This window comes from Exiguobacterium sp. UBA5002, assembly GCF_002396765.1.
In the GTDB taxonomy this organism is placed as follows: Bacteria; Bacillota; Bacilli; order Exiguobacteriales; family Exiguobacteriaceae; genus Exiguobacterium_A.
Genome location: NZ_DGYQ01000005.1, coordinates 7729 through 31686 on the forward strand (window position 1 = coordinate 7729; position 23958 = coordinate 31686).

Genomic DNA, 23958 nt, shown 5'->3' on the forward strand with positions numbered 1-23958 from the left:
GTTTGTCTCTGACAGCGCAAAGATGCGCTTTTTCCTGTAGGAGTTGCGTGAAACGCGTCATTCTTTTTGTTATGAGGTAAGGGTGGCAGATCATCATTCTGCCACCCTTACATTTGTGGAAACTGACTTTTGAGTCAGCCCCTTTCGTCAATCAATCCAGATTCGGTTCTTTTTTTCCGTGCAAGAAGAAGGACAGAATCAGTGCAAGCGCAGATAAGACGGTTGCAATCCAGAACGCATCGGTGATCCCTTGAATCGTTGCTTGTTTCGTCAGCATCGTAAACCAACTCGTTGAAGCGGCTTGTGAGCTACCCAGCTGTTGTCCAAGATCGTTTAAATGTTGCGAAAGCGTCGGGTCGAGCGTCGTAAACTGATTCGCGTCGTCTGCCAAGTGAGCCGTCGTTTGACGGGTCATGACGGTGACGAGAATCGCCGTTCCGATGGAGCCGGCGACTTGACGAAGTGTGTTTTGGGTTGCGTTTCCGTGCGGGATCATCTTCATCGGTAAGGCATTCATTCCGGCAGTCATGATCGGCATCATGATGAATGCCATTCCGAATGACCGAAGCATGTAGATGCCCATGATCGAGTAATACGACGTATCCATGTTTAATTGCGTCAATTCCCATGTCCCGTACGTCATCAACGTCAAACCGAAGATAGCGAGCGGTCGAATACCGAAGCGGTCAAATAAACGACCGGCAATCGGTCCGGTGATTCCCATGATCAGTGATCCGGGCAAAAGGAGAAGACCTGAATCGACCGGTGAAAAACCGCGAATACTTTGAAGGTAAATCGGTAAAAGCAACATCCCACCGAACAACGCCATCGTGACGATGACATTGATGAAGAGGGTGAACGAAAATTCCGGAACCTTTAACACACGAATATTCAACATCGGATCTTCCATCGACAGCTCACGCATTGCAAAAGCAGCAATTCCAATTAAGCCGATGACGATCGTGCTGATGACGATCGGGCTATCCCAGCCGTCATTCCCGGCTTCACTGAATCCGTAAAGGAGACTCCCGAATCCGATCGTACTGAATAAGACGCCCAGTGCGTCGAAAGAAGGTTTCGAGAGTGGCTGCGTCAGGCGGAACCAGGCCGTACCGAGTAACAATGTCACTAATCCAAAGAACGACATCGCATAAAACATGACGTGCCAGTCATAGTTTTGGATGACATATCCTGTGATTGTAGGTCCGACAGCAGGAGCGAGAATCATAGCGATTCCGAGCATTCCCATGGCAGCGCCACGCTTATGCGGTGGGAACAATGTCATGAAGACATTTGATCCTAGTGGCATTAAGATACCAGCACCTGCCGCCTGAACGACACGCCCGATCATCATGACCGGGAAGTTCATCGCCATCGAACAGATGATTGATCCAAAGAAAAAGAGTGTCATCGAAGCGAGGAACAACTGGCGGAACGTATAACTGCGCATTAAAAAAGCACTGATCGGAATCAAAATCCCGTTGACGAGCATGAAACCTGTCGTCAACCACTGGGCAGTGGACGTCGACACGTTGAAGTCATTGATTAGAACCGGTAACGCGACATTAATCAACGTTTGGTTCAAAATAGCAATGAACATACCAATCAGTAAGACCGTCAGTACTTTCGGAATACTGACGTTTTCAGTCGATACTTGTTTTGAAGGTGCTGCGACTGGTGGTGTCACGGTCATCGTCGGTTCCGTCTCGAGGGACTCCTCAAGTGTTGGTCCGTCAGTGGCCAGTGCGATGTCGGATTGACGATTCCGGCGGGCGATCCAGTTGACGCCGATGATGATCAGAATCGTGAACGCACTATATCCGAACAAGAAGGTAGTAGACATGAACGTCCCTCCTTAATCCTTATGAATGCGGACGGTCACATTCATACCAGGTCGAATGTCTAGTGATTTTTCTTGCGAGAGTGATACTTTAACTGGAATGACTTGTGCGACTTTCGTGTAGTTCGCATTTCCGTTTGAAGAAGGCATCATCGAGAACGTCGAAGCTGTCGTCATTCCGATCTGTTCCACTTCACCAGAAAGTGTCGTGTCAGGATAGCTGTCGACATACACGTCAACGGTTTGTCCGACTTTGATTTCATCGATTTCTGTTTCTTCGATGTTCGCTGTGACCCAAAGGTCGTTTAAGTCAAAACCATAGGCAAGTGGTGTACCGGCTGCGACGAAGCCGTTCTTTGTCGCCATCGACTGAACGATCGTTGCCTTCGCAGGCATCGAAACAGAAAGATCTGTTGGTTTTTGTCCAGCTTGCGCAGTCATGATGTGACCAAGTGTTGCACCGCTGTCGAGCGATTCGCCTGTTTTAGCAGACCAGTCCGTTAATTTACCAGCGCTTGGGCTAGCAATCGTTATCATTTTGCCATCGATTTTCGCATTGTCTGTTTTGACATAGCTTGTTGCTTGATCGTAATAGTAGTATCCGACGACCCCACCACCGATCAAAACGATGAGTGTAACGACATTAATGATTAGTAATTTTTTCATACTCATGAGTGTGTTAGCATCCTTTCTTGTGTACAATCGATTCAAAAAAAGTACTCCTCTGGGGGGAGGAGTAATTAATATAGTTAATTATATGGATAGTTAGATAACAAACAACCAACAATTTCCGACAAAATGTTGGAAAAATAAATGATAACGGATTCATTTTTAAAAAGATGATGGAAAAGGAGTGAAATGCACATGAAAGAGAGCCGTGATCCACGACCAAAACGGTCACGTGAACGTATTACGATGGAATTGTTTCGTTTACTGAAGACAAATAGCTTTTCGAGCATCACCGTCAAGATGCTGACGGATGGGGCGGGTGTGAACCGCTCGACCTTTTATGCGCACTACACAGATAAATATGATTTGCTTGACCAAATCGTTGAGGAACAGATGATGGCGCTCGAACAAGCGATTCGGATTACAGGTACAGGCACCGTATTTCCGACAGTCGAACAGGTCAGTCGTTATTTTGCTCGTTTGTTCATTCACATTGAAGAAAACGAATTGTTTTATCAGACGATGCTCGTTCAAGGACCGATCAAAACGTTCATCTCACGTTTTCTTGATACATTGAAAGAAAATTATCGCCTCGTCTTTCGATCCCAAGTCGCAGAAGATGCGACTTTCGTCGATCGGGATTTGTTACTGAACTATGTCATTGGTGGACAGTTAGGATTATTGATTTCCTGGTTGCGAAACGGTCGGCCATATTCATCCGCATATATGGCGGAGCAATTGAGCCGGATGATCGTCTTTGGAACGGTTGAAAGCATCGGTTTTCCGAAAGAAACGGAATAAGGTCATAGAAAAAGACACTCCCGATAGGAAGTGTCTCGTATTCAAGCTTGTCGGAAGGCAAGTTCCTTCGTATAAATCGTACTTCGGTTTCGTCCGCTTTCTTTTGAGTAATACAACGCTTTATCTGCTTGTTGTAATACTTCTAAAGACGTATGGGAACCACTAGAATGTGCAATCCCAAGCGAAATCGTGATTTGCAGATCAGGTACGTCTGCCGTCGGGAACAGGTTGCGTGCGACCGTCATCCGAGCCAACTCTGAGATTTTTTGAGCTTCTTTAGCTGTAGTGCTTGGTAAAATGATCAAAAACTCTTCACCACCGTACCGTCCGACGAGGTCATCCGGTCGTGTTAAGGAAGCGAGTGTCATGCCGAGTTGATGTAGGACATCATCTCCGGCGTCATGACCATATGTATCATTGACGTGCTTGAAGAAGTCGATATCAATCAAGACAAGTGAATACCCTTGATCCGTTGAACCGACAAGTGACAGTGAATCATCGAGACGCCGCCGATTGGCAAGTCCGGTCAAAGCATCCGTCATCGCTAGTTTTTGTTGATACTGAATGTTTTCGAAGTGACGGCGTAATTCCGTCAGCAGTCGAAAAGCAACAAAGCCAGCCAATAGATTAAAAAAGATATAAGCGATTGAAATTTTAAAGAATGTCGACCAGCTGTTTGTCAGGATATAGATGGCAGGTAACGAATAGAGAACACCAATTGACACCAATAATTGAAAATGGCGTGTCGAGACATGAACGAATCGACGTACGATTCCGATCGTCGTAATGATTAAGACGATAATCAGTGTGGACAGATAAAAACCCTCCATTTGATCGACGGGTGTCAAAAAGTAACGTGTCCCGATGATCATTATACCGGCGACGATGGCGCTCGGGAAACCACCGAATAGCATAGCGATCGCGACTGGGATGATTCGTAAATCCACACGGGCGACATCGATCTGAATGCCATTGAATATCAACAAAACTGCAATCAGACCACAGACACTTCCCAATATGAGGCGTGTACTCCAGCTGGAATTCAGCGAAATACGTGGTCGATTCCGAAATGGTAAGAATAAGAGAGTAGTCGTCGTGAACAGTAGACAAAAGTTAATGATGAATTGATTCATGATGGACAACAAATCCTCCCAACTCCCCAGCTAACAGATTTCCATATATATACTCCAGTATACTCATCTAGGTAACGGTTAGACAGAGGTAAATGTTTAGATAAAACATAAAAAACGGTAGAAAATCTACCGTTTTTTATGAAGACGAAGTGAGCGTATCCTCATCCATCGTCAGTAAAATCTTATCGAAGACGCGAATCATCGTTTCCAGTTCTTCTTCTGTTAAAGTTCCGAAGCGATCTTGTAAATAGTTTCTTCGGACGACCTCGAGTTCCCGAAAAGCACGCTCTCCGTCATCCGTCAAAGCAAGGACAATCGAGCGACGATCTTCCGTCGAGCGTGTCCGTGTGACATATCCTTGTTTATACAGCTTATCCGTCAAAGCAGTGACTTGACTCGTCGCGAGCTCAAATTGTTCCGCAAGAAGCGTCGGGCGCTGAGGACCATTTTCTGAAAGGCTTCGTAAGATGAAAAATTCACTCCGGGTCGCCGTTCCTTCAAATAGCCGGTTAAGTTCACGTCGCAGGGTACGAAGAATGACACGCATTTGTTCCTCGAGTCGATAAGTTAGCAAATCACGTTCCTGTGGCATGCAAGCAGCATCCTTTCTCTCAGTGGACTTCTACCATTTAGTGTACTAAACATATCGGATTTTTACCATCGACTACCCCAGATTCGAAAAAGGCAATTGACAATTTCGTGGCGTTTTGTGTAATATGGCGTAGTAATAACTAACTTAATTCAGTTCTCACTCAACCAGTGGGATGGAGGTTGCAGTTCTTAAGAGTACGGTTACGGATGTCGTCAAGCGACAGATGAGGTGACCTGAAAGGAAGAATTGCCGAAATCAATCATCGCTTTGAAGATGATCGATTGGGATTAGATCAAATAGGTCTAATACTGTCACAAGTCGGGTATCACCTACTTGTGGAGAGCTATCTTTCACGACGGTAGAATGAGGCGCATCCATTTTATTATGTTGCCTTCTCATCTTCCATCTGGAAGATGAGGGCGCTTTTTGTTTTTTCATTCAAAAAGTGTCCTCTCAAAAATTTATTAAAGAGAGAAGCGAACGAAATGAACAATCTAGATGTGAAACAAACAACAGATTCGACAGCAGAAGGATTAAAACGTGGATTACAAGCCCGTCATATGTCGATGATCGCCATCGGTGGAGCGATCGGAACAGGACTCTTCATTGCGTCCGGTGCTTCCGTCGCAGCAGCAGGACCAGGTGGGGCGCTCCTATCATATGCAATCGTTGGTCTGATGGTCTACTTCCTCATGACAAGTCTTGGTGAAATGGCAGCGTACATGCCGGTCGCCGGATCCTTCTCGACATATGGAACGAAATTCGTCGATCCATCATTCGGCTTTGCACTCGGCTGGAACTACTGGTACAACTGGGCAGTCACGATCGCAGTTGAACTCGTCGCAGCACAAATCGTCATGACGTACTGGTTCCCGGATGTTCCTGGATTTTATTTCAGTGCCTTATTCCTCTTACTCATGATCGGCTTGAACTACTTCTCCGTTAAAGGATTCGGGGAAGCGGAGTATTGGTTTGCGATGATTAAAGTCGTTACCGTCATCGTCTTCTTAGTCGTCGGTGTTGCGATGATTTTCGGTGTCTTTACATCGGAGCCACCGGTTGGCTTTAAAAACTTTGCTCTTGGCGATGCGCCGTTCGTCGGTGGGATTCCTGCCGTCATCGGAATCATTCTTGTTGCTGGATTCAGTTTCCAAGGAACGGAGCTCGTCGGGATTGCCGCGGGTGAGTCAGAAGACCCGAAAAAGAACGTTCCTAAAGCAGTCAAACAAGTTTTCTGGCGTATCTTACTTTTCTACGTCTTCGCGATTTTCGTCATCGGAATGCTCATTCCGTATACGAGTCCGAACTTGGTTTCGAATGACATTACGGACGTAGCGGTTAGTCCGTTTACGCTCGTCTTTGAAAAAGCAGGTCTTGCGTTCTCAGCAGCACTCATGAACGCTGTCATCTTGACGTCTGTTCTATCTGCCGGAAACTCAGGCATGTATGCTTCGACACGGATGCTGTATACACTTGCGCGCCAAGGCGATGCACCGAAGTTATTCGCGAAAGTCTCGAAAAACGGTGTGCCCCGTAACGCCTTGCTTGCAACAGGTGCAGTCGGTGCGCTCTGTTTCTTGACGTCGATGTTTGGTGGACAAGTCTACCTGTGGTTACTCAATGCTTCCGGGATGACAGGATTCATCGCATGGCTCGGGATTGCGATCAGTCACTATCGCTTCCGTAAAGGATTCGTTGCACAAGGTCACTCGTTGAAAGACTTACCATATGTTGCACCAGCGTTCCCGTTCGGTCCGCTGTTCGCATTCGGTCTTTGTTTCCTTGTCATCGTTGGTCAAAACTATGCCGCATTCCTCGCTGATCAAATCGATTGGGTCGGGATTGCTGCGACGTACGTCGGTATTCCATTGTTCCTTGCCTTCTGGTTAGGACATAAATTTAAAAACCGGACGTCGATCGTTCGTTATGACGAGATGGACTTCCCGGAACATCCACGTCAATCTTAATCAGTGAGCCACCTTCAAATGAAGGTGGCTTTTTAGATGTCGCTTCAAGTAAGATGAAAGAAAAACAGGAGGCGATCTTCGTGAATTACTGGTACCACTTTAAGCGTGCCTTCTTACCGATCGCATTATTGCTTGTGACGCTTGCCTTGTACCAAATGATCTATCGTTTGAATAACATCTGGTATTCGCTTGGAGGACTTCTTCTTGTCTTTGCGGCGATTTACTTCGTCATGCGTCGTCTAAAAGCGAACCCAGAGGATTGAATGAGCAGGAAAGTCGAGTCCATTCTCTGAACGCGGTAAAATAGACACATACAGAGGAGGGGAAGATAGATGGCAAAAGCAATATTTGCAGGTGGTTGTTTCTGGTGCATGGTCAAGCCATTCCATAAATATGATGGTGTAGAGCAGGTCATTTCAGGATATACCGGTGGTCATACAGAGAACCCGACTTATAAAGAGGTCTGTTCGGAAACGACAGGTCACTTGGAGGCGGTTGAAGTCACGTACGATCCGTCCGTCATTACGTACGAAGAATTACTCGAGATCTTCTGGCGTCAAATCGACCCGACAGATGGTGGAGGTCAATTCAATGACCGTGGTGAATCGTACCAACCGGCTATCTTTTATGTCGATGAAGCACAGCGTGAAGCAGCTGAACGTTCGAAAGCAGAGCTTGACGCATCAGGACGCTTCTCGCGTCCGGTCGCGGTAGAGATTCGTCCAGAAAAGCCGTTTTGGCCAGCCGAAGAATATCACCAAGATTATTATAAAAAGAATCCGTTCCGTTATCAGATGTATAGTGTCGGCTCAGGTCGCGCGAAATTCATCAAAGAAGCGTGGAAGGACCACGGTAAGGAAAAAGAACTGAAAGAGCGTCTGACACCCATTCAGTATAAAGTCACACAAGAGAACGGGACAGAACCCGCTTTCCGTAACGAATACTGGGATGAAGAACGTCCAGGACTGTACGTCGATATCGTTGACGGCACACCACTCTTCACATCGAAAGATAAGTTCCAGTCAAACTGTGGTTGGCCAAGCTTCGCTAAACCGATCTCAGAAGACAAGATGGAAGTCGAACTCGACACGAGTCACGGGATGACGCGGACGGAAGTGCGTTCTGCGAATGCGGATAGTCACCTCGGTCATATCTTCGATGATGGTCCGACAGAACTTGGTGGTCTTCGCTATTGTATCAACTCAGCAGCATTACGATTTATTCCGCTTGAAGAGCTTGATTCGGCAGGATATGGGGAATATAAAAAACATTTCGAGTAACACGTAAGGAGCAGTCAAACGATTTCGTTTTGACTGCTCTTTTTTTCAAATGGAAGGGAGAGAATCGAATGTTTCGACCCGTATATGAAGAGATTCGACAAATGACGATTGCGAAAGTGCTTGATTTCTACGATCACGAAATCCGTCAGCTCGATGAGCAAGCACGTCAGGAAAAGTACGACAAGATGAGCTTGAGTCCGTTTCGCTTTTTCCGTGGGAGTTCGCATCTGTTTTATTATGACGTGACGCGAATCCCCCTTGGTTTTGATACGCCTCGTGATAAACCGACGTGGATTCAGGGAGATCTTCATTTTGAGAATTTCGGTGTCCATGGCAATGCGAAGGGAGAGATCATCTACGACGTCAATGACTTTGATGAAGGATACTTAGGGTCGTATTTATATGATTTGATTCGCATGGCGGTCTCCGTCCGCTTGTTCGCCGAAGAGGCAGGATATGATCCGACTCCTGCGATTCGCAATTATGTTCTCGAATACTTACACGATTTAAAAAAGTACGCTCTCGGAAAAGATCCGAGTGATGTCTGTTTTACGCGGGATAATACGAAAGGACCAATCAAGAAGTTGATCAAAAAAGCAGAAAAGAAACGTGAGGAATTAATGGGAGAGCGTACGGAACTGGTGGATGGCGTGAGACGTTTTTGTACATTACCAGATATGGCAGCGGTAGATGACGCGACACGATCAGTAATCGAGTCTGCTTGGTCCTCCTATATCGAAACGATTGATGCCGAGGATCGTCGTGACGAATCGTTCTATACAATCAAGGATATCGTTCGTAAGCTAGACAGTGGAACGGCATCGATTGGTCTTGAGCGCTATTACATCCTGATTGAGGGCGAAGGCGGAGAAGAGGATTTGATTCTTGAGATGAAACAAGCGCAAACTTCTGTTCCTTCATTGTTTCTTCCCGTTTATCGCCCAGAAGCAGAAGCCGTCCATCAAGGACGCCGGATCATCACATCTCAAAAAGCGATGCAGGCACATGAAGATCCATATCTTGGTTATTTGACGATTGGTCAAAAGGAATATTATGTACGTGAGCGTTCACCGTATAAGAAAAAGCTAAAAGCAAAGCATATCAAAAGTCAGGATGACCTCGAGAATGTCTTATGCATTCAAGGTCAAATTACCGCCAAAGTGCATGCACGGGCGGATCAGGATGCCGGGATTAAAGAAAAAATTTTAACGCATCATGCCGACGTTGAAATCATCCAAGCCATCGGTGTTTCAGACACTGCTTTCTTAGAACAAATCGAGCGTTGGTCAGAAGCTTATGTCATGCGAACAAAGCTGGATTACCAAGTGTTTTTAGAATGGACGAAGACGTGGAAAACGACTTAAAACGTGGACTGAAAAAGGAGAAAAATATCGGTATGTAACATCTGTTACATACCGATATTTTTGAAGTGATTTTTATTCTTTAACAGATGAAAGCGTCACGCAAAAAACAAATAGGTATAATGACCTATATCAATTTATCTGAAAACTTCGTAAATTTTTGATTAAGTTCTTACGGACGACTCGCTTCGTAAGACAAATCACAACGGATATAGGGGGAAGTACATCATGAGTTTGACGCGGAAAAAAGATGTTTCCGCTATGATTGCTGCAAGTAAACGCAACAGTGGACTTGCTCGAAATCTTGGCGCGATGGATTTAACGTTTTTAGGAATTGGCGCCATCATCGGTACCGGAATCTTCGTTTTGACGGGAACAGGAGCGTTGACTGCAGGGCCAGGACTTATCGTATCATTCATTCTATCTGCCATCGCCTGTGGTCTAGCTGCTCTTGCTTACGCTGAATTTGCATCAACGATCCCGGTCAGTGGATCCGTCTATACGTATACGTATGCAACGATGGGAGAGGTCTTCGCTTGGATCATCGGTTGGAACTTGATTCTCGAATATGGACTCGCCTCCAGTGCCGTAGCAGCCGGTTGGTCAGGTTACTTCCAGTCTTTACTCGCAGGATTTAATATCCATGTGCCGACAGCTCTCTCAGCAGCTCCAGGAGCAGTAGAAGGAGCCAAGACATACTTCAACCTTCCAGCCTTCCTGATCCTCTTTGCCATTACGGCATTGTTGTCGATGGGAATCAAGGAAACGAAACGTGTCAACAACATCATGGTCGTCATCAAATTAGCAGTCGTCGTGTTGTTCATCGTCGTCGGTGTCGGCTACGTTGAACCATCAAACTGGACACCATTCACTCCATTTGGTTGGGGAGGCGTCTTCTCGGGTGCTGCGATCGTCTTCTTCGCGTACATCGGTTTTGATGCTGTTACATCAGCGGCGGAAGAAGTCCGTGATCCACAAAAGAACTTACCACGTGGTATCATCGGTTCACTTGCTGTCTGTACAATTCTTTACGTCATCGTCGCAGCCATCATGACAGGGATCGTCCCTTACAAACAATTCGCTGGTATCGATCACCCGGTCTCACTTGCGATTCAAATGGCAGGTCAAAACTGGGTCGCTGGTTTCATCGATCTCGGTGCGATTCTCGGGATCACAACGGTTATTCTCGTCATGACATACGGAATGGTGCGTCTCGCGTTTGCGATCTCGCGTGACGGGATGTTCCCTAAAGTATTCTCCGAAGTGCATCCGAAATACCAAACACCATTCAAGGCGACTTGGATGATCGGACTTGGTAGTTCACTCGTCGCTGGATTCGTTCCACTCGATGTCATCGCGAACCTCGTCAACATGGGTACACTCGCAGCATTCGTCTTGATCTCTGTCGCTGTCTTGATTCTTCGTAAGACACAGCCGGATCTCCCACGTGCATTCAAATGTCCGGGTATGCCATATGTGCCAATCGCAGCAATCGCTGCATGTCTCTTCTTGATGTTCAACTTGAAACTCGAGACATGGATTGCTTTCGGAATCTGGCTTGCAATCGGTTTAGTGCTTTACTTTACGTTTGCGCGTAAGCGTTCGAATCTACACCCAGGAAACATGCCGGCAGCGGAACTTGCTGCTTCAAAAGAAGAAGAGTAAACACATCAAAAGACCCGGTCGCCTTCAGGCGATCGGGTCTTCTTGTGTTAGGAAAGTGGAACAGGACCTTTGACGCGAACCGCGTCAAATTCACGACGAATGCTTTCATTGGCTTTCGCTTCATCTTCTGCCGACCAGCCGAGTTCACTACGCATCAGGGCAAGAACACCGTCTGCGTATTGTTCAGCATGAGGGAAATCAAAGAAGACGGCTGAAGCACGACGGTTCAAGAAGTCACCGGGTTGCATGACGAGCTCTGCTTCTAGACCATACAGAAGGGCACCGAACCAGTGTAACGGTAATTGATAACGAGCGGCTTCGTCACCGCGTGTCCGAATCAATTCAAAGACACGCTCGACATTCGTACCGTAGCGCTGGATGAGCCATGTCGTCTCATTCGGTGACAACCCAAGTGCTTCGCCTTTTGGTTGTTGTTCCTTCATGTAACGCGCGAATCCTTTACTTCCTTGTGGATGACCACCACCAAGCAAAATATCGTGCGTACGGGAAGCAAGATAAATTCGATTTTCTTCTGTCTTGAATTGCTCCGCGACCATATCGATGATTCGTTCCGCCATTTTCCGGTACCCAGTCAACTTACCACCGGCGATTGACATCAGACCGGATTTCGAAACGAAGATTTCGTCTTTTCGGGACAGTTCACTTGGATCTTTTCCATCTTCATGAATGAGTGGACGTAGTCCAGACCACGTTGATTCGACATGCTCAGGTCGTAACTCGACGTTGAACATTTGATTCGTTGCCTCTAGGATGTAGTCCTGATCCTCGACGGTGACACCAGGCTCAAGAATATCTCCTTTATAGTTCGTATCCGTTGTTCCGACATACGTTTTCCCTTCACGTGGAATCGCAAAGATCATCCGACCGTCTGGAACATCGAAGTAAACGGCTTGTTGCAACGGGAAATGTACTTGATCGATGACGAGATGAATCCCTTTTGTCAGGTGTAAAGACTTTCCAGATTTCGAACCGTCTTTTTCGCGCAGTTCATCGACCCAAGGACCCGTCGCATTAATGATCTTCTTCGCCCGAATCGTATACGTTTTGCCACTTAAGACGTCACGGACTTCGACACCAACGACTTTTCCGTTGTGGTAGACAAGCGATTCCGCTTTCGTATAATTGACGGCACGTCCGCCGTAACCGATGGCTGCTTTTAAGACTTCGACCGTCAGTCGAGCATCATCCGTTTTATATTCGACATACCGACCACCGCCGACTAAATGCTCTGAGCGTAACAGTGGTTCGTAACGTAATGTTTCTTCTTTGCTAAGCATCGTCCGACGTTCATGGCGTTTGACACCAGCGAGTTGATCATAGACACGTAAGCCGATCGAGGTCGAGAAGCTACCGAATGTACCACCTTCGACAAGTGGAAGCATCATCCACTCCGGTGTCGTCACATGCGGTGCGTTCTCATACACGATGGCACGTTCTTTCCCGACTTCGGCGACGAGTTTAATCTCGAATTGCTTCAGATAACGCAATCCACCATGGACAAGTTTCGTCGATCGGCTCGATGTCCCTTCGGCGAAGTCCTGCATTTCAATCAAGCCTGTTCGCATGCCGCGACTTTGTGCGTCAAGCAGAATACCAGCTCCCGTGATACCGCCCCCGATGACGAGAACGTCTAGAAGTTCTTGTCCCATCTCTTCTAACCATGCTGTCCGTTCCGTACTTGAAAACATCTTGTCTTCCCCCTGTTCGTCTGAAATGAATAGTTAGTCTACTTCTATCCATGTACCCACTTTTGCACTCTTTTGAGCACGATCAATGATTTTCATGACGAGTTCAGCCTGTTTCGCAGAGACAGGTGGTGTGGTTCGCTTACGGATGGCTGGAGCGAGATCCGTATAATAATCCCCAAAATGACCGGAAACAAAAGGGAAGTCTTGCAGAGGTCCATTTGCTTCAGCCAATTGATAGGTCGTCCGTTTTGTATCGACTTCATCAACGAAGTAACTCGCCTGTGTTCCGTGCACCATCAGGGAGGGACCAACAGCTGGAACGATGGAACCGATATGCAAAATAGCGCGTCGCGTGCCAAAGGCTAAAATTAGATGTGTATAGTCATCAACGATCCCATCTTGTCGTTGAATCGTTTGATCACAAAAGACACGGTCTGGAATTTCATCGAAGGCGATGAGTGCTTGATCGATCAAGTGTGAACCAAGGTCGTACAATAGTCCGGCACCAGGAACGTCCTGTTCGCGCCAACGCTCCTGCACATCGGGACGGTAACGGTCATAATGCGCTTCGAACGTCTGGAGCGTACCGAGTCGTCCAGATTTCAATAAGGTCATCAGCGTCCGAAAGTCCTTCGTGTACCGCCGATTATGATAAACTGTCAATAACCGACCGTGTGTCCGTGCTAGTTCTGTCAACGTTTCGGCTTCTTCGAGCGTGACGGTGAACGGTTTCTCGACAAGTACATCACAGCCCGAGAGCAAGGCGAGACGCGCGAGTGGATAATGCAGATCATTTGCCGTCGCGATGACGACTAAATCGATTTGTTCCGCTTCAAGTAATGCTTCAAGTGTCGGATAGACAGGGAGCGTCGCATCGTACGTAGCGACCGCTTCCGGGCGACTCGACTGAACAGCGACCAACTGATAATCAGGTGCGTGTAAATAAGGCGCATGCAAATGTTCACCGGCAAGACCAAAACCAACTAATGCGGTACGAATCATAGAAAACACATCCTTTTCAAGTTCATACCCTCAATCTACCATAAGGAGGAATACAAGATGATTACCGAGCAACACATCATCGAAAAGATGCGCCAAGCGATGCAACGTATTGACCAAACAACAGGAGCTGCGCAAAAAGAACAGATTGCAGCGATGAAGGCTTATTGTGAATTACTCCTTGAATCCGAGGCGACGCCAAGTTCGACAATATCGCTTCCTACGTCAACGCCTCAGGCAACCCCAGCAGTCGATCCGATGTTAGCGCGTTTCATGGGTGTTTCGCAGGAAAAAGAAGAAAAAGGCACTTCATTGCTCGATTTTTGAATGAAATGACGCAATTCAGGGAATAACCATCACAGTTAAAATAAGAAAGGGAGATACGTCATGAAAACAGTCATCGTCATTGGAGCAGGACCAGGAAACGGATATGAAATCAGTAAACGATTTGGGCAAGAAGGGTTTCAAGTCGTTTGTGCGGCGCGGACACAAGAAACGCTTGCAGCCGTCATCACGGAACTAAAAGAAGAAGGGGTAGAGGCGGTGGGGGTAGAATGTGATGCTTCTCGAAAAGCCGATATCGCATCACTCATCGAATGGACAGAGGAGCAGTATGGACAAATCGATGTCTTAGTCTATAATGCTTCTATTTTACATCAAGCATCTGTCCTTGAAGTCTCGGCAGAACAGATTACGAAAGAGTTCGAGATCGATGTTCTCGGTGCACTGCATGCCGCACAACTCGTTGCTCCTTCGATGCAGGAACGAAAAGACGGCGCCATCCTGATTACAGGAGGTGGCGCTGCGATGCAAGCAATCAAATCGTTACCAGGGCTTTCGATTGGCAAGGCAGGCGTTCGTCAAGTGACGCACATGCTCCATGATACGTTGAAGGAAGACGGTGTCTACGTCGGAACCGTCACGATTGCGGGAGAAGTGAAGCGCGGAACGGCACTTGATCCGAAAAACGTAGCGGAAGCGTTCTATACACTTTATACAAACCGTAACGAAGTAGAGACGGTTCTATCAGCAGACTAACTTATGAACAAGAGAGCGTATGCGGGTTCGGACATTGACCGAATCCGTATTTTCATGGAAAGGAGAGAAATAGAAATGAGACGATCTGTATTCATAAGTTTACTTTTTTTATTCGTTCTCATCGGTTGTGCACCAGAAGAAACCGATCTGCTTGGCATCAAGCAACCAGACGATGAAAAGATTACGAAAGCGACGGTGCAACGCGTCATCGATGGGGATACATTAAAAGTGAGGCTAGCAGACGGGAAAACGGAGGATGTTCGTTTGTTGCTCGTCGATACACCGGAAACTGTTAAACCGGATACGCCGGTTCAACCTTATGGAACGGAAGCTTCAGCGTTTACAAAAGAGACATTACCGAGCGGGACAGCTATTCGGTTGGAGCGTGATCATTCCCGGGCTGACCGATACGGGCGACTGCTCGCATATGTCTGGTATGGCGATAAAATGTTGAATCAAGAGTTACTCCGAAAAGGTCTTGCGCGTGTGGCGTTCGTCTATGAACCAGACACACGTTATGTCGATGTGTTTGAACAGATCGAACAGGAAGCCAAGCAGGCAAAGAAGAAAATCTGGAAGCACGATGGCTACGTCACGAATCGCGGATTCAATGTTCAAGCGATTACAGAAACGAACTCCTGCGATATCAAAGGTAATATCAATCGGTCAGGTAAAAAAATTTACCATGTCCCGGGTGGTCAGTCTTACAATGAAGTGAAGCCGGAGCAACGGTTTTGTACGGAGAAAGAAGCACGAGAAGCCGGATTCGTCCGGGCAACACGCTGATAAACGCAAAAATAGCCATCGCTAGCGATGGCTTTTATCTATCATACAGGTGGTGGCGGTGGTTGATACTGCTGTACGTTATCATCTTCATCAAAGGAAATCGTGACATCGGTGATTCCTTTGAGGATGCGAATTTGCAATTCGAGTCGATCTTTAATGTCGTCCGCTTGCGCAATAGTCAAGTTGGGATCAACTTCAATCTCCGTTTCGACATGGAAGTGATCTCCTTCCTTGATGACTTCAAGTTTTTCGATGTCCCGAACCGCTTCATCACGTAACAAGATTTCACCGATTTTAGCCGTCAGTACTTCATCAACCTCACCGAGCGCACCGGCAGCATTTTGAATAAAAACATTATAGACGACATAAAACATCATGAGTCCAATCAAGATGGATGCAATGCCTTCTGCTTGATAAAACGATGTATAATGCGAAATCAGGACAGCGATAATGGCGATGACGCCACCAAGAGTTGCGACAAGATCTTCCATGAAGACGAGACGTGTCGCCGGTTTGGCTTGTCCAAGGTGGGCGAAGCTTTGACCAACAAGTGTCAGTCCGCTCGATTTGAGTCCCGTCTCATGCGCGATTTCTTTCATCGCTTTATAAAAGACGCCGACTTCGAGGACAACACCAATTCCAAGTGCCGTCAGGATGATCCACAAACCACTCGTCTTTTCGCCAGGACCGTGTGTGATATGCAAGATGCCTTCCCGAATCGTCTCGTAAGCAAGCAATGCAACGACGATGATCGCAGCAAGTAAGACGAGATTCACAAGGCGACCGAAACCATTCGGAAACCGTTTCGTGGGTGCTTTTTTACTGAGAGCAGAACCGATGTAGACGAAGAACTGGTTCGCTGCGTCACCGATCGTATGCATCATTTCAGCGAACATCGCTACATTCCCAGTTAAGATATAGGCGACGAACTTGATCGCGGCAATGATCGTGTTGACGACAGCAGCAGCAAGTGCTGACTTATTGCCGCGACGGATCAATGAGAAAAAAGTGGCCATGAGCGGTTCTCTCCTTGTCTATTCAAAATAAGTTAACCGCGTCCTGCTTGGAACGATGGATAAAGTGTCATTCCGCCGTCCGCAAAGAGTGTGATACCAGTGACATAACTCGCTTCGTCCGACGCAAGCCATGCGGCAACGGCTGAAATTTCCTCAGGTTTTCCGATATTGCCCATTGGAATCATACTCTCGACTTCTTTTCGTTGTTCCGGATCTTCGAATTTTTCAGCGTTGATCGGTGTATTAATCGCACCAGGTCCAATCGCATTGACCCGAATTCCTTTTGGGGCATATTCCATCGCAAGGGTTTGTGTCATTAATTTAACGCCACCTTTACTTGCAGCGTAGTGGACGAACGTCGGCCATGGAATGATTTCATGAACACTCGACATATTGATGATGCTACCTTTGACATCATGTTCGACGAAGTACTTCAGTGCTTCACGCGCGCCGAGGAATGCCCCTGTTAAGTTGACGTCGATGACTTTTTGCCAGTCTTCGAGTGACATTTCATGAGATGCTGACGGCATCTCGATTCCTGCGTTATTGACGAAAACATCCAACTGACCAAAGTGAGCGACAGTCTCTTTGACGAGATTGATCATATCGTCTTCTTTTGAGACATCTCCTTGAATCGTGATGGCTTCGCCGCCTTTATCTTGAATCGATTTCGCAATTTTTTTTGCTTCTTCCGGATGACTGCGATAGTTGATGACGACACGCATGCCTTCCTCTGCATAACGGCGAACGATGGCTTCACCGATTCCCATTGATCCACCTGTCACGATGGCTACTTTTCCCTTTAAACTTTCATACATGATGCTTCACTCCTTCATTATTGTTTCGTAAATCCAATCATGATCCCACCAGCAACGACTAAAATACAACCGATGATGACGAAGGTCATTTCTTTCTTTGTCTTCGTTTCTTTTAGTAAGAGGACACCGCCAATCGTTGAGATGACGACTCCTGTTTGAGATAAGGAGAAGCTCGTTGCGACTCCGACTTTTGCTGTGGCAAACAGTAAAGCGACGTTCCCGACAGCCCACATGAGTCCACCGACTGTATTGCCGGCTGTTTTCTTCGTGAAGAGATCTCCTTCTCGTAAAGAAAGGAGAATCGCACTCACGACCATCCCGACAGCTTGTGGTAAGACTGCTTCCCATCCATTGATATCGAACCAACGGGCAATGACGACGTAGCCGACATACCCGACAGTCGAGATGAGAAGAAGCGTCAGTCCTTTTCCGATATTCTCATCTTCTTTACTCTTATCTTCCTTGTAAGACGTGAAAGCTGCTCCGGCAATGATCAATACAAGGGCACTGATTCCGAGAATCAACGCAGTTGTCGTTGACCACTCTCCAAAAGCGAGAACACCAAACAACGATGTTCCGACGAGTTGCATCCCTGTTGAGATTGGCATCGTCTTTGAGACACCCATTTGACGGAATGCGGCAAACTGATTTTTTTGACCGAGCGCCCAGAAGGCACCAGAAAAGAATCCGGCGACCCAAGCAGTCGTCGACAGCTCTGGGCTGACAAAAAAGAAGGTGACGATCGCGAAAAGCAACGCACCCAGAGTCGTACCGATAATTTGTTGCGCCGTTGAACCTCCGATTTTTGAGACGACGAGCGGCAACGATCCCCACATTAATGCAGGAACGATGGCAATTAAAATATCAATCAAGTGTTTCACCTCTCCTTACTGTTATCTCTCTACTTGAAGCTGTACCCCGCGAGACGCGAGGAAAAACCTCGAAGCGTGAAGAAGAATTTTTCTGAAATAAAAAAACGCCCATCGAAATGGACGTTTACTGATATTTTGTTTATCGGAACGGTTCGTCAGCAATCCGGACGATTTGTCGTCCGATCCGTCGACCGTTCCATAATGCGATGACGGCGATCGTCAAAGAAATGCCCATGACGTCATACTGCGTAAAATAATAGCCGAGATAGCTAAAGGGAAGACTGATGATCCCGACGAGTGAACTCGTCCACTGCCGGATTTTGAGTGATTCGATGTTCGCGACACGAGAGAACTTTTGTTGCTCCATGATCCGCCAACGCGTCGGTTCGCTGAGAGCGTCGTTGACAAGACGCGGGAAGGCGAGCAATCGCGCACCGTACGATCCAGCGATTTGAAGATAACGATTTTGGTTTTTCCCTTCATCATCGAGCCAACGCCGAACCATTGGTTTGGCTAACTCGAGTAGGTTGATTTGCGGTGAAAGAATCTGAAGAATCCCAAGAATCGTCGAGGCAGCACGACCGAAGAACGCAAACTCGGCAGGGAGCTGGATCGGTTCGTTTCGGACGAGCAATTCGATATCGGATAAGACCTTCTCAATCAGTTTCGTGTCGACGTTTTCCATATCACTCTCGAGATAGAACGTGACCGCTTTTTCAATTGCTTGTCGGATATTTTGCTTATTCGCATTTGGCAATAAGAATCGTAGATCTTCTAAACCATCGACGATTGCATCGTAATCCAATGTGACGAAGGACTGAAGAATCCGCTGGATCGCTCGCATATCATCGGGCGTCGTCGCTCCGATCATCCCAAAATCAAGCAAGACGATTTTGCCATCGGACTGGACGAGGACATTGCCTGGGTGCGGATCGGCGTGGAATTTCCCGCCGAACAATAATTGTTCTCCAGCGTTCAAAAATAAATTACGTGCTAGTTCTTCACGGTCAATCTGATGTTCGGCTAGATAATCCAGATCCGTGATGCGTGTTCCTTCGATCCATTCCATGACAAGCACCCGATTTGTACAATGTTCTTCATAATAGCTCGGGATATAAATGACAGGATTCGTCTCATACATCTTTTTAAAGTAGAGACCGTTTTTTAATTCGGTACGGTAATTCAATTCATCACCGATTACGAAGACCATTTGGCGATATAAGCTTTGCAAATCAGTCGATTTGTTTAACGACGTCCGGCGCAACATGGCAATGACGATACGCATGGCACGGAAATCGGTTTTGATGATTTGTTCGATATTCGGTCGCTGTACTTTGATCGCGACTTTTTTACCGTTTGATTTTAAGGTTCCGCTGTACACCTCACCAATCGAGGCAGAAGCGACAGGACGGGAACTGATATCCGAGATGATTTCTTCGATTGGCAGCCCCCAATCCTCTTCGATGATCTTTCGTGACTCTCCAAGTTTACTTGAAGGAACTTTATCAACCAGTTCGGTCAGTTCCATCAAGACGGACGGAGGAAACAGATCGGCTCGAATCGACAAGAACTGACCGAGCTTGATCAGTAACCCTTCTAACCGTAATGCTTTTTTCTTATAGTCACGCGCAATCTGGATCATGATGCGCTCAAACTCTTCGTTGTTCGTACCTGGCCGGTTTTTCCGGGTGAATCGATAGATCGTAAAGATGTAACGTGCGAACATCGTCACGATGACGACGATGCGATAAAGCGCCCAACGTTTCATACGGTCACCTAGCTTCCTGTACAGTTTGTTTCAGTATAGGTTACTTTACCTAAAAACGTCACTCGCAAACGGTCGAAACGGTGACAGAAAATTAATGCTTTACGGAAACTAAAAAGAGAGTATAGTAAGTATTGGAATTTCTTTGTAGAAAGGTGAAATGTGCGCATGTCCTGGGACTTATTGAATATCATCGGCACGGTCGCTTTTGCGATGAGTGGTGCGATTGTTGCGATGGAAGAAAAATATGATTTATTCGGTGTCTGGTTACTTGCTTTGATCACAGCATTCGGTGGTGGTGCCATTCGTAATTTACTGATTGGTGTACCGGTATCCGCTCTCTGGTCGCAAGGTGGTCTCTTTTTAGTCGCGATTCTCGTTGCGTTGTTGATCTTCATGTTACCCCAGTTGTTCTTGCCGCATTGGACACGTTGGGGCGTCCTCGCGGATGCGCTCGGATTGTCTGCGTTTGCGATTCAAGGTGCTTTGATGGCGACAGCAAAAGGACTGCCATTGTCAGCAACGATTTCGGCTGCTGTACTGACTGGTGTTGGTGGTGGAGTGATTCGCGATTTACTCGCTGGTCGGAAACCGCTCGTCTTGCATAAAGAGATTTATGCGATGTGGGCTGTCATGGCAGCACTTGTGATTGATCGTTTCCAATTGACGAATCCTCTACATTTGTTCACATTGCTCGGACTCATCACTGTTTTACGTATGCTATCGTATTATTATGAATGGAATTTACCAGCACGACGGTTAGGGGGAGAATAAGCATGAAAGTTTTCATTATGATTGGCGCGATCTCGATGATGTTATCGGTCGCACTAGGTGCATTCGGTGCACACGCCTTAAAAGATATGTTGACGGAACGAATGCTCGCGAACTGGCAGACAGGCGTTCTTTACCAGATGGTACACTCGCTCGGTATCCTAGCACTCGGGGGACTCTTATTAAAAGCATCGATCCCGCAATGGTCATTAGCTGCATGGCTGATGCTCGCCGGAATCGTGTTCTTCTCCGGTAGTCTGTACGTCATGGCATTGACGAACGTAACGAAGCTGGGTGCTATCACACCAATCGGTGGCGTTTTATTCATCGCAGCATGGATCTTTGTCGCAATTGGCGCATATAAAGGATTATGAGGTTCGACCGTTTTTCTTCCGTCATGAAGAAGAACGGTTTTTTTGTATGAAAAACGCCTACTCGCGATGGAGTAGGCGTAGGTATCAAAACGAATTCATCGTTTTGTCGTTTGAGTTTTGTTTAGCTTCGATAATGCTTGCTCATAGCGATCCAGTACACGATCTGCAACCGGTTTCAGCTCTTTTGAAAGCACAGCGAATTGCAATTCACGCGATCGTGTCGATCGGTTCATAGCATTCCCCATGGTAATTCCTCCTTACGTAATCAACCTACTATTTTATAGCCTGTTTTGTAGCCGCAAGGAGTATATTCCCATGAGATATTTCAATCAAACGTCATTCAACACATTAAAGTGCAAAATGAGTATTTAATTGTTCACTTTCGAGACGGTTCCCGATGAAGAACTCACCAAACTCACCGTACTTCGCGCTGACTTCGTCAAAACGCATTTCATAGACGATTTTCTTGAACTGAAGAATGTCGTCTGAGAAGAGCGTAACGCCCCATTCCCAATCGTCAAATCCAGTTGATCCACCGATGATTTGCTGAATTTTCCCAGCATAACTCCGACCAATCATACCGTGACGATACATGAGCTCTTTTCGTTTCTCCATTGAAAGCGTGTACCAGTTGTCGCCATCGCGACGCGACTTGCTCATCGGATAGAAGCAGATGTGCTTCGCTTGTGGCAAGATTGGATAGAGACGATCACGCACGTAAGGGTTCTCGTATGGGTTTCCTTCGCCTGAACCACGGTACGTACCGAGTTCGACGACAGAGACGTAAGAATACGTCGGGATCAAGTAATCATAGAGATCAAGTTTCTGCATTTTGACTTCGACGTCTTGAATTTGTTCCATCGTTGGACGAAGAACCATCAAGACGAGATCGGCTTTTTGACCGATGATTGTATAGAGTGCGTGGCTTCCGTCTTTTGCCGCTTCGACACCAGAAAGCTCTGAGAGGAAGGATTGGAATTCCTCAATCATGCGCGCACGGTCTGTCGCGTCGACTTGTTTCAAGCGTGACCAATCGATCCGGCGAAAATCATGTAATGTATACCAGCCGTCGAGTGTTTCAGCGGCTTGTTGCGTAGCAGTCGGTTCAGATGTTTGGTGTTGCATGGGATGACCTCCTGAGTCTGAAATAAATTGTCTTTTTCCATATCCTATCTTATCACATTCTATATAAAAGGCTTTGTCTTAAAAATTTTTGTCCACGAGATCGTAACACATGAAAAGAGCAGGGAGTGGGTAAAAGGAGAGAGGGACAATATTTTACTTAAAAAAGTCTCTGTACTATTCTTTAAAAGGACTGTAATAGTCAGGGAATATGGCTTCAGTGCTTTTGTTAGATAACTTTTTTGCAAATTGTTTTAACAACGATTGAGAACTGTGTATAATAAACGGTGGAAAAGAAAATGGATCAAATCGACGTCGTCGTGTTTACCTAAAAAAGGAGAGAAACTCATGCAATTATTCGATATGTTAGAACAAAAGATTAAAGCGCACCAACCGAAAATCGTCTTCCCAGAAGGAATTGACGCGCGTGTTCTCGGCGCAGCTGTCCGTTTGAAGAAAGACGGTCTCGTCACACCGGTCGTCATCGGACCGCGTGCACAAATCGAAGAAACAGCAACAGCGAACGGCATCGATGTCACGGGACTTGATACAATCGATCCTGCTTCTTACGCTGGAATTGATGAGCTCGTCGCATCTTTCGTTGAGCGTCGTAAAGGGAAAGCAACAGAAGAACAAGCACGTGCTGTCATCTTAAAAGACGTGAACACGTTTGGTACAATGCTCGTTCACACTGGACAAGCAGAAGGTCTTGTATCGGGTGCGATGCACGCGACAGGTGATACAGTTCGCCCGGCACTTCAAATCATCAAAATGCAAGAAGGCTATAAAAAAACATCTGGCGTCTTCATCATGGTTCGTGACGATGAGCAATACGTCTTCGCAGACTGCGCGATCAACATCGCACCGGATGCGAACGACCTAGCAGAGAACGCGATCGCATCTGCGAAAACAGCGAAAACATTCGGGATTGATCCGAAAGTCGCATTGCTCAGCTTCTCAACAAAAGGTTCAGCAAAATCACCAGAGACAGAGCGTGTCGTTGAAGCAACGCGTATCGCAAAAGAACGCGCACCAGAACTTGCGATCGATGGCGAACTTCAATTTGATGCTGCTTTCGTTCCAAGTGTCGCAAAATCAAAAGCACCAGAATCAGATGTCGCGGGTCAAGCGAACGTCTTCATCTTCCCAAGTCTTGAAGCTGGAAACATTGGCTACAAAATCGCACAACGTCTTGGTGGCTTCGAAGCAATCGGTCCGATCCTTCAAGGTTTGAACAAACCGGTCAACGATCTTTCACGCGGTTGTAACGAAGAAGATGTCTACAAACTCGCGATCATCACGGCGGCACAAGCGGTCGAAGAACGCCAAGCCTAAGCACAGTGTGAAAAAGTCTTTACTTTTTCGCTAAACCCCGTACAA

General features: G+C 46.7%; 24 protein-coding genes and 1 riboswitch. Of the genes, 12 read left to right on the top strand and 12 right to left on the bottom strand.

Annotated elements, in window-relative coordinates:
- Positions 1 to 151 precede the first annotated feature (151 nt).
- Together B4C70_RS00795 and B4C70_RS00800 are read right to left on the bottom strand one after the other, a co-directional pair.
- The gene (locus B4C70_RS00795) at positions 152 to 1843 is read right to left on the bottom strand and encodes a DHA2 family efflux MFS transporter permease subunit (protein ID WP_290776338.1); all 1692 of its coding nucleotides are present in this window, start codon (positions 1841 to 1843) and stop codon (positions 152 to 154) included.
- Positions 1844 to 1855: 12 nt separating this feature from the next.
- The gene (locus B4C70_RS00800; protein WP_035411497.1) at positions 1856 to 2512 is read right to left on the bottom strand and encodes an HlyD family secretion protein; all 657 of its coding nucleotides are present in this window, start codon (positions 2510 to 2512) and stop codon (positions 1856 to 1858) included.
- Between the two features lie 192 nt (positions 2513 to 2704).
- Here B4C70_RS00800 and B4C70_RS00805 point away from each other — a divergent pair, with 192 nt between their 5' ends.
- A complete protein-coding gene (locus B4C70_RS00805; RefSeq protein WP_290776341.1) occupies positions 2705 to 3310 on the top strand; it encodes a TetR/AcrR family transcriptional regulator in 606 nt (201 codons plus the stop codon).
- A gap of 41 nt (positions 3311 to 3351) precedes the next feature.
- On the opposite strand, the gene B4C70_RS00810 is transcribed toward B4C70_RS00805, so the two are convergent.
- On the bottom strand, positions 3352 to 4443 hold the full coding sequence (locus B4C70_RS00810) for a GGDEF domain-containing protein (RefSeq protein ID WP_290776343.1): 1092 nt from the start codon (positions 4441 to 4443) through the stop codon (positions 3352 to 3354).
- 136 nt (positions 4444 to 4579) lie between these two features.
- Positions 4580 to 5035 carry a MarR family winged helix-turn-helix transcriptional regulator gene (locus tag B4C70_RS00815; protein ID WP_290748404.1) on the bottom strand — a complete coding sequence of 152 codons (456 nt, stop codon included), beginning with the start codon at positions 5033 to 5035 and terminating at the stop codon, positions 4580 to 4582.
- 165 nt (positions 5036 to 5200) lie between these two features.
- Positions 5201 to 5389: riboswitch (Lysine riboswitch) on the top strand.
- A 131-nt stretch (positions 5390 to 5520) separates the two neighbouring features.
- Between B4C70_RS00815 and B4C70_RS00820 the strand changes: the two genes are divergently transcribed.
- From B4C70_RS00820 to B4C70_RS00840, 5 genes are all read left to right on the top strand, one after another.
- Positions 5521 to 7002, top strand: a complete 1482-nt coding sequence (locus tag B4C70_RS00820) for an amino acid permease (protein ID WP_029343164.1) — start codon at positions 5521 to 5523, stop codon at positions 7000 to 7002.
- Positions 7003 to 7082: 80 nt separating this feature from the next.
- Positions 7083 to 7265, top strand: a complete 183-nt coding sequence (locus tag B4C70_RS00825; RefSeq protein WP_035399267.1) for a hypothetical protein — start codon at positions 7083 to 7085, stop codon at positions 7263 to 7265.
- Positions 7266 to 7334: 69 nt separating this feature from the next.
- A complete protein-coding gene (gene msrA / locus B4C70_RS00830; RefSeq protein ID WP_069940170.1) occupies positions 7335 to 8282 on the top strand; it encodes a peptide-methionine (S)-S-oxide reductase MsrA in 948 nt (315 codons plus the stop codon).
- Positions 8283 to 8350: 68 nt separating this feature from the next.
- Positions 8351 to 9646 (top strand): DUF2252 domain-containing protein, encoded by a 1296-nt coding sequence (locus tag B4C70_RS00835; protein WP_290776347.1) that lies wholly within the window; start codon positions 8351 to 8353, stop codon positions 9644 to 9646.
- A 225-nt stretch (positions 9647 to 9871) separates the two neighbouring features.
- Positions 9872 to 11308: an amino acid permease gene (locus tag B4C70_RS00840; RefSeq protein WP_214856267.1), complete on the top strand. Its 1437-nt coding sequence runs from the start codon at positions 9872 to 9874 to the stop codon at positions 11306 to 11308.
- A gap of 47 nt (positions 11309 to 11355) precedes the next feature.
- On the opposite strand, the gene B4C70_RS00845 is transcribed toward B4C70_RS00840, so the two are convergent.
- Positions 11356 to 13017, bottom strand: a complete 1662-nt coding sequence (locus B4C70_RS00845) for a glycerol-3-phosphate dehydrogenase/oxidase (RefSeq protein ID WP_035411477.1) — start codon at positions 13015 to 13017, stop codon at positions 11356 to 11358.
- Between the two features lie 33 nt (positions 13018 to 13050).
- Positions 13051 to 14019, bottom strand: coding sequence for a Gfo/Idh/MocA family oxidoreductase (locus tag B4C70_RS00850; RefSeq protein WP_290776350.1), 969 nt, complete (start codon positions 14017 to 14019; stop codon positions 13051 to 13053).
- Between the two features lie 57 nt (positions 14020 to 14076).
- On the opposite strand from B4C70_RS00850, the gene B4C70_RS00855 reads away from it, so the two are divergent.
- The 3 genes from B4C70_RS00855 (at position 14077) to B4C70_RS00865 (ending at position 15840) form a co-directional block, all read left to right on the top strand.
- Positions 14077 to 14343, top strand: a complete 267-nt coding sequence (locus B4C70_RS00855; RefSeq protein WP_214856262.1) for a DUF5327 family protein — start codon at positions 14077 to 14079, stop codon at positions 14341 to 14343.
- Between the two features lie 60 nt (positions 14344 to 14403).
- Positions 14404 to 15054, top strand: coding sequence for an SDR family NAD(P)-dependent oxidoreductase (locus B4C70_RS00860; RefSeq protein ID WP_035411468.1), 651 nt, complete (start codon positions 14404 to 14406; stop codon positions 15052 to 15054).
- Positions 15055 to 15129: 75 nt separating this feature from the next.
- Positions 15130 to 15840 carry a thermonuclease family protein gene (locus tag B4C70_RS00865; RefSeq protein WP_290776352.1) on the top strand — a complete coding sequence of 237 codons (711 nt, stop codon included), beginning with the start codon at positions 15130 to 15132 and terminating at the stop codon, positions 15838 to 15840.
- Positions 15841 to 15881: 41 nt separating this feature from the next.
- Here B4C70_RS00865 and B4C70_RS00870 read toward each other — a convergent pair whose 3' ends face one another.
- From B4C70_RS00870 to B4C70_RS00885, 4 genes are all read right to left on the bottom strand, one after another.
- Complete coding sequence (locus B4C70_RS00870; protein ID WP_290776355.1) at positions 15882 to 16856, bottom strand: cation diffusion facilitator family transporter; 975 nt, start codon at positions 16854 to 16856, stop codon at positions 15882 to 15884.
- A 32-nt stretch (positions 16857 to 16888) separates the two neighbouring features.
- Complete coding sequence (locus tag B4C70_RS00875; protein ID WP_058265461.1) at positions 16889 to 17674, bottom strand: SDR family oxidoreductase; 786 nt, start codon at positions 17672 to 17674, stop codon at positions 16889 to 16891.
- Between the two features lie 17 nt (positions 17675 to 17691).
- On the bottom strand, positions 17692 to 18543 hold the full coding sequence (locus B4C70_RS00880; protein ID WP_174514744.1) for a GRP family sugar transporter: 852 nt from the start codon (positions 18541 to 18543) through the stop codon (positions 17692 to 17694).
- A 142-nt stretch (positions 18544 to 18685) separates the two neighbouring features.
- Positions 18686 to 20314, bottom strand: coding sequence for an ABC1 kinase family protein (locus B4C70_RS00885; RefSeq protein ID WP_290776358.1), 1629 nt, complete (start codon positions 20312 to 20314; stop codon positions 18686 to 18688).
- Between the two features lie 165 nt (positions 20315 to 20479).
- On the opposite strand from B4C70_RS00885, the gene B4C70_RS00890 reads away from it, so the two are divergent.
- Positions 20480 to 21085, top strand: a complete 606-nt coding sequence (locus B4C70_RS00890) for a trimeric intracellular cation channel family protein (RefSeq protein ID WP_023466752.1) — start codon at positions 20480 to 20482, stop codon at positions 21083 to 21085.
- 2 nt (positions 21086 to 21087) lie between these two features.
- Entirely contained in the window at positions 21088 to 21456 is a 369-nt protein-coding gene (locus tag B4C70_RS00895) for a DUF423 domain-containing protein (protein WP_023466753.1), read from the top strand.
- A 95-nt stretch (positions 21457 to 21551) separates the two neighbouring features.
- Here B4C70_RS00895 and B4C70_RS00900 read toward each other — a convergent pair whose 3' ends face one another.
- Both B4C70_RS00900 and hemQ read right to left on the bottom strand, forming a co-directional pair.
- Positions 21552 to 21701 (bottom strand): hypothetical protein, encoded by a 150-nt coding sequence (locus B4C70_RS00900; protein ID WP_023466754.1) that lies wholly within the window; start codon positions 21699 to 21701, stop codon positions 21552 to 21554.
- A gap of 103 nt (positions 21702 to 21804) precedes the next feature.
- Positions 21805 to 22581, bottom strand: a complete 777-nt coding sequence (gene hemQ, locus B4C70_RS00905) for a hydrogen peroxide-dependent heme synthase (RefSeq protein ID WP_058265464.1) — start codon at positions 22579 to 22581, stop codon at positions 21805 to 21807.
- A 345-nt stretch (positions 22582 to 22926) separates the two neighbouring features.
- Here hemQ and pta point away from each other — a divergent pair, with 345 nt between their 5' ends.
- Positions 22927 to 23913 (top strand): phosphate acetyltransferase, encoded by a 987-nt coding sequence (gene pta / locus B4C70_RS00910; RefSeq protein ID WP_056064431.1) that lies wholly within the window; start codon positions 22927 to 22929, stop codon positions 23911 to 23913.
- The last annotated feature ends 45 nt before the right edge of the window (positions 23914 to 23958 follow it).

What these genes read in the sequence shown, in the direction of transcription:
- B4C70_RS00875 (WP_058265461.1), bottom strand. Translation starts at nt 17,674, where the DNA reads ATGTATGAAAGTTTAAAGGGAAAAGTAGCCATCGTGACAGGTGGATCA.
- B4C70_RS00860 (WP_035411468.1), top strand. Translation starts at nt 14,404, where the DNA reads ATGAAAACAGTCATCGTCATTGGAGCAGGACCAGGAAACGGATATGAA.
- B4C70_RS00890 (WP_023466752.1), top strand. Translation starts at nt 20,480, where the DNA reads ATGTCCTGGGACTTATTGAATATCATCGGCACGGTCGCTTTTGCGATG.
- B4C70_RS00810 (WP_290776343.1), bottom strand. Translation starts at nt 4,443, where the DNA reads ATGAATCAATTCATCATTAACTTTTGTCTACTGTTCACGACGACTACT.
- B4C70_RS00895 (WP_023466753.1), top strand. Translation starts at nt 21,088, where the DNA reads ATGAAAGTTTTCATTATGATTGGCGCGATCTCGATGATGTTATCGGTC.
- B4C70_RS00850 (WP_290776350.1), bottom strand. Translation starts at nt 14,019, where the DNA reads ATGATTCGTACCGCATTAGTTGGTTTTGGTCTTGCCGGTGAACATTTG.
- hemQ (WP_058265464.1), bottom strand. Translation starts at nt 22,581, where the DNA reads ATGCAACACCAAACATCTGAACCGACTGCTACGCAACAAGCCGCTGAA.
- B4C70_RS00800 (WP_035411497.1), bottom strand. Translation starts at nt 2,512, where the DNA reads ATGAGTATGAAAAAATTACTAATCATTAATGTCGTTACACTCATCGTT.
- B4C70_RS00820 (WP_029343164.1), top strand. Translation starts at nt 5,521, where the DNA reads ATGAACAATCTAGATGTGAAACAAACAACAGATTCGACAGCAGAAGGA.
- pta (WP_056064431.1), top strand. Translation starts at nt 22,927, where the DNA reads ATGCAATTATTCGATATGTTAGAACAAAAGATTAAAGCGCACCAACCG.
- B4C70_RS00870 (WP_290776355.1), bottom strand. Translation starts at nt 16,856, where the DNA reads ATGGCCACTTTTTTCTCATTGATCCGTCGCGGCAATAAGTCAGCACTT.
- msrA (WP_069940170.1), top strand. Translation starts at nt 7,335, where the DNA reads ATGGCAAAAGCAATATTTGCAGGTGGTTGTTTCTGGTGCATGGTCAAG.
- B4C70_RS00900 (WP_023466754.1), bottom strand. Translation starts at nt 21,701, where the DNA reads ATGGGGAATGCTATGAACCGATCGACACGATCGCGTGAATTGCAATTC.
- B4C70_RS00795 (WP_290776338.1), bottom strand. Translation starts at nt 1,843, where the DNA reads ATGTCTACTACCTTCTTGTTCGGATATAGTGCGTTCACGATTCTGATC.
- B4C70_RS00845 (WP_035411477.1), bottom strand. Translation starts at nt 13,017, where the DNA reads ATGTTTTCAAGTACGGAACGGACAGCATGGTTAGAAGAGATGGGACAA.
- B4C70_RS00865 (WP_290776352.1), top strand. Translation starts at nt 15,130, where the DNA reads ATGAGACGATCTGTATTCATAAGTTTACTTTTTTTATTCGTTCTCATC.
- B4C70_RS00835 (WP_290776347.1), top strand. Translation starts at nt 8,351, where the DNA reads ATGTTTCGACCCGTATATGAAGAGATTCGACAAATGACGATTGCGAAA.
- B4C70_RS00885 (WP_290776358.1), bottom strand. Translation starts at nt 20,314, where the DNA reads ATGAAACGTTGGGCGCTTTATCGCATCGTCGTCATCGTGACGATGTTC.
- B4C70_RS00840 (WP_214856267.1), top strand. Translation starts at nt 9,872, where the DNA reads ATGAGTTTGACGCGGAAAAAAGATGTTTCCGCTATGATTGCTGCAAGT.
- B4C70_RS00815 (WP_290748404.1), bottom strand. Translation starts at nt 5,035, where the DNA reads ATGCCACAGGAACGTGATTTGCTAACTTATCGACTCGAGGAACAAATG.
- B4C70_RS00855 (WP_214856262.1), top strand. Translation starts at nt 14,077, where the DNA reads ATGATTACCGAGCAACACATCATCGAAAAGATGCGCCAAGCGATGCAA.
- B4C70_RS00805 (WP_290776341.1), top strand. Translation starts at nt 2,705, where the DNA reads ATGAAAGAGAGCCGTGATCCACGACCAAAACGGTCACGTGAACGTATT.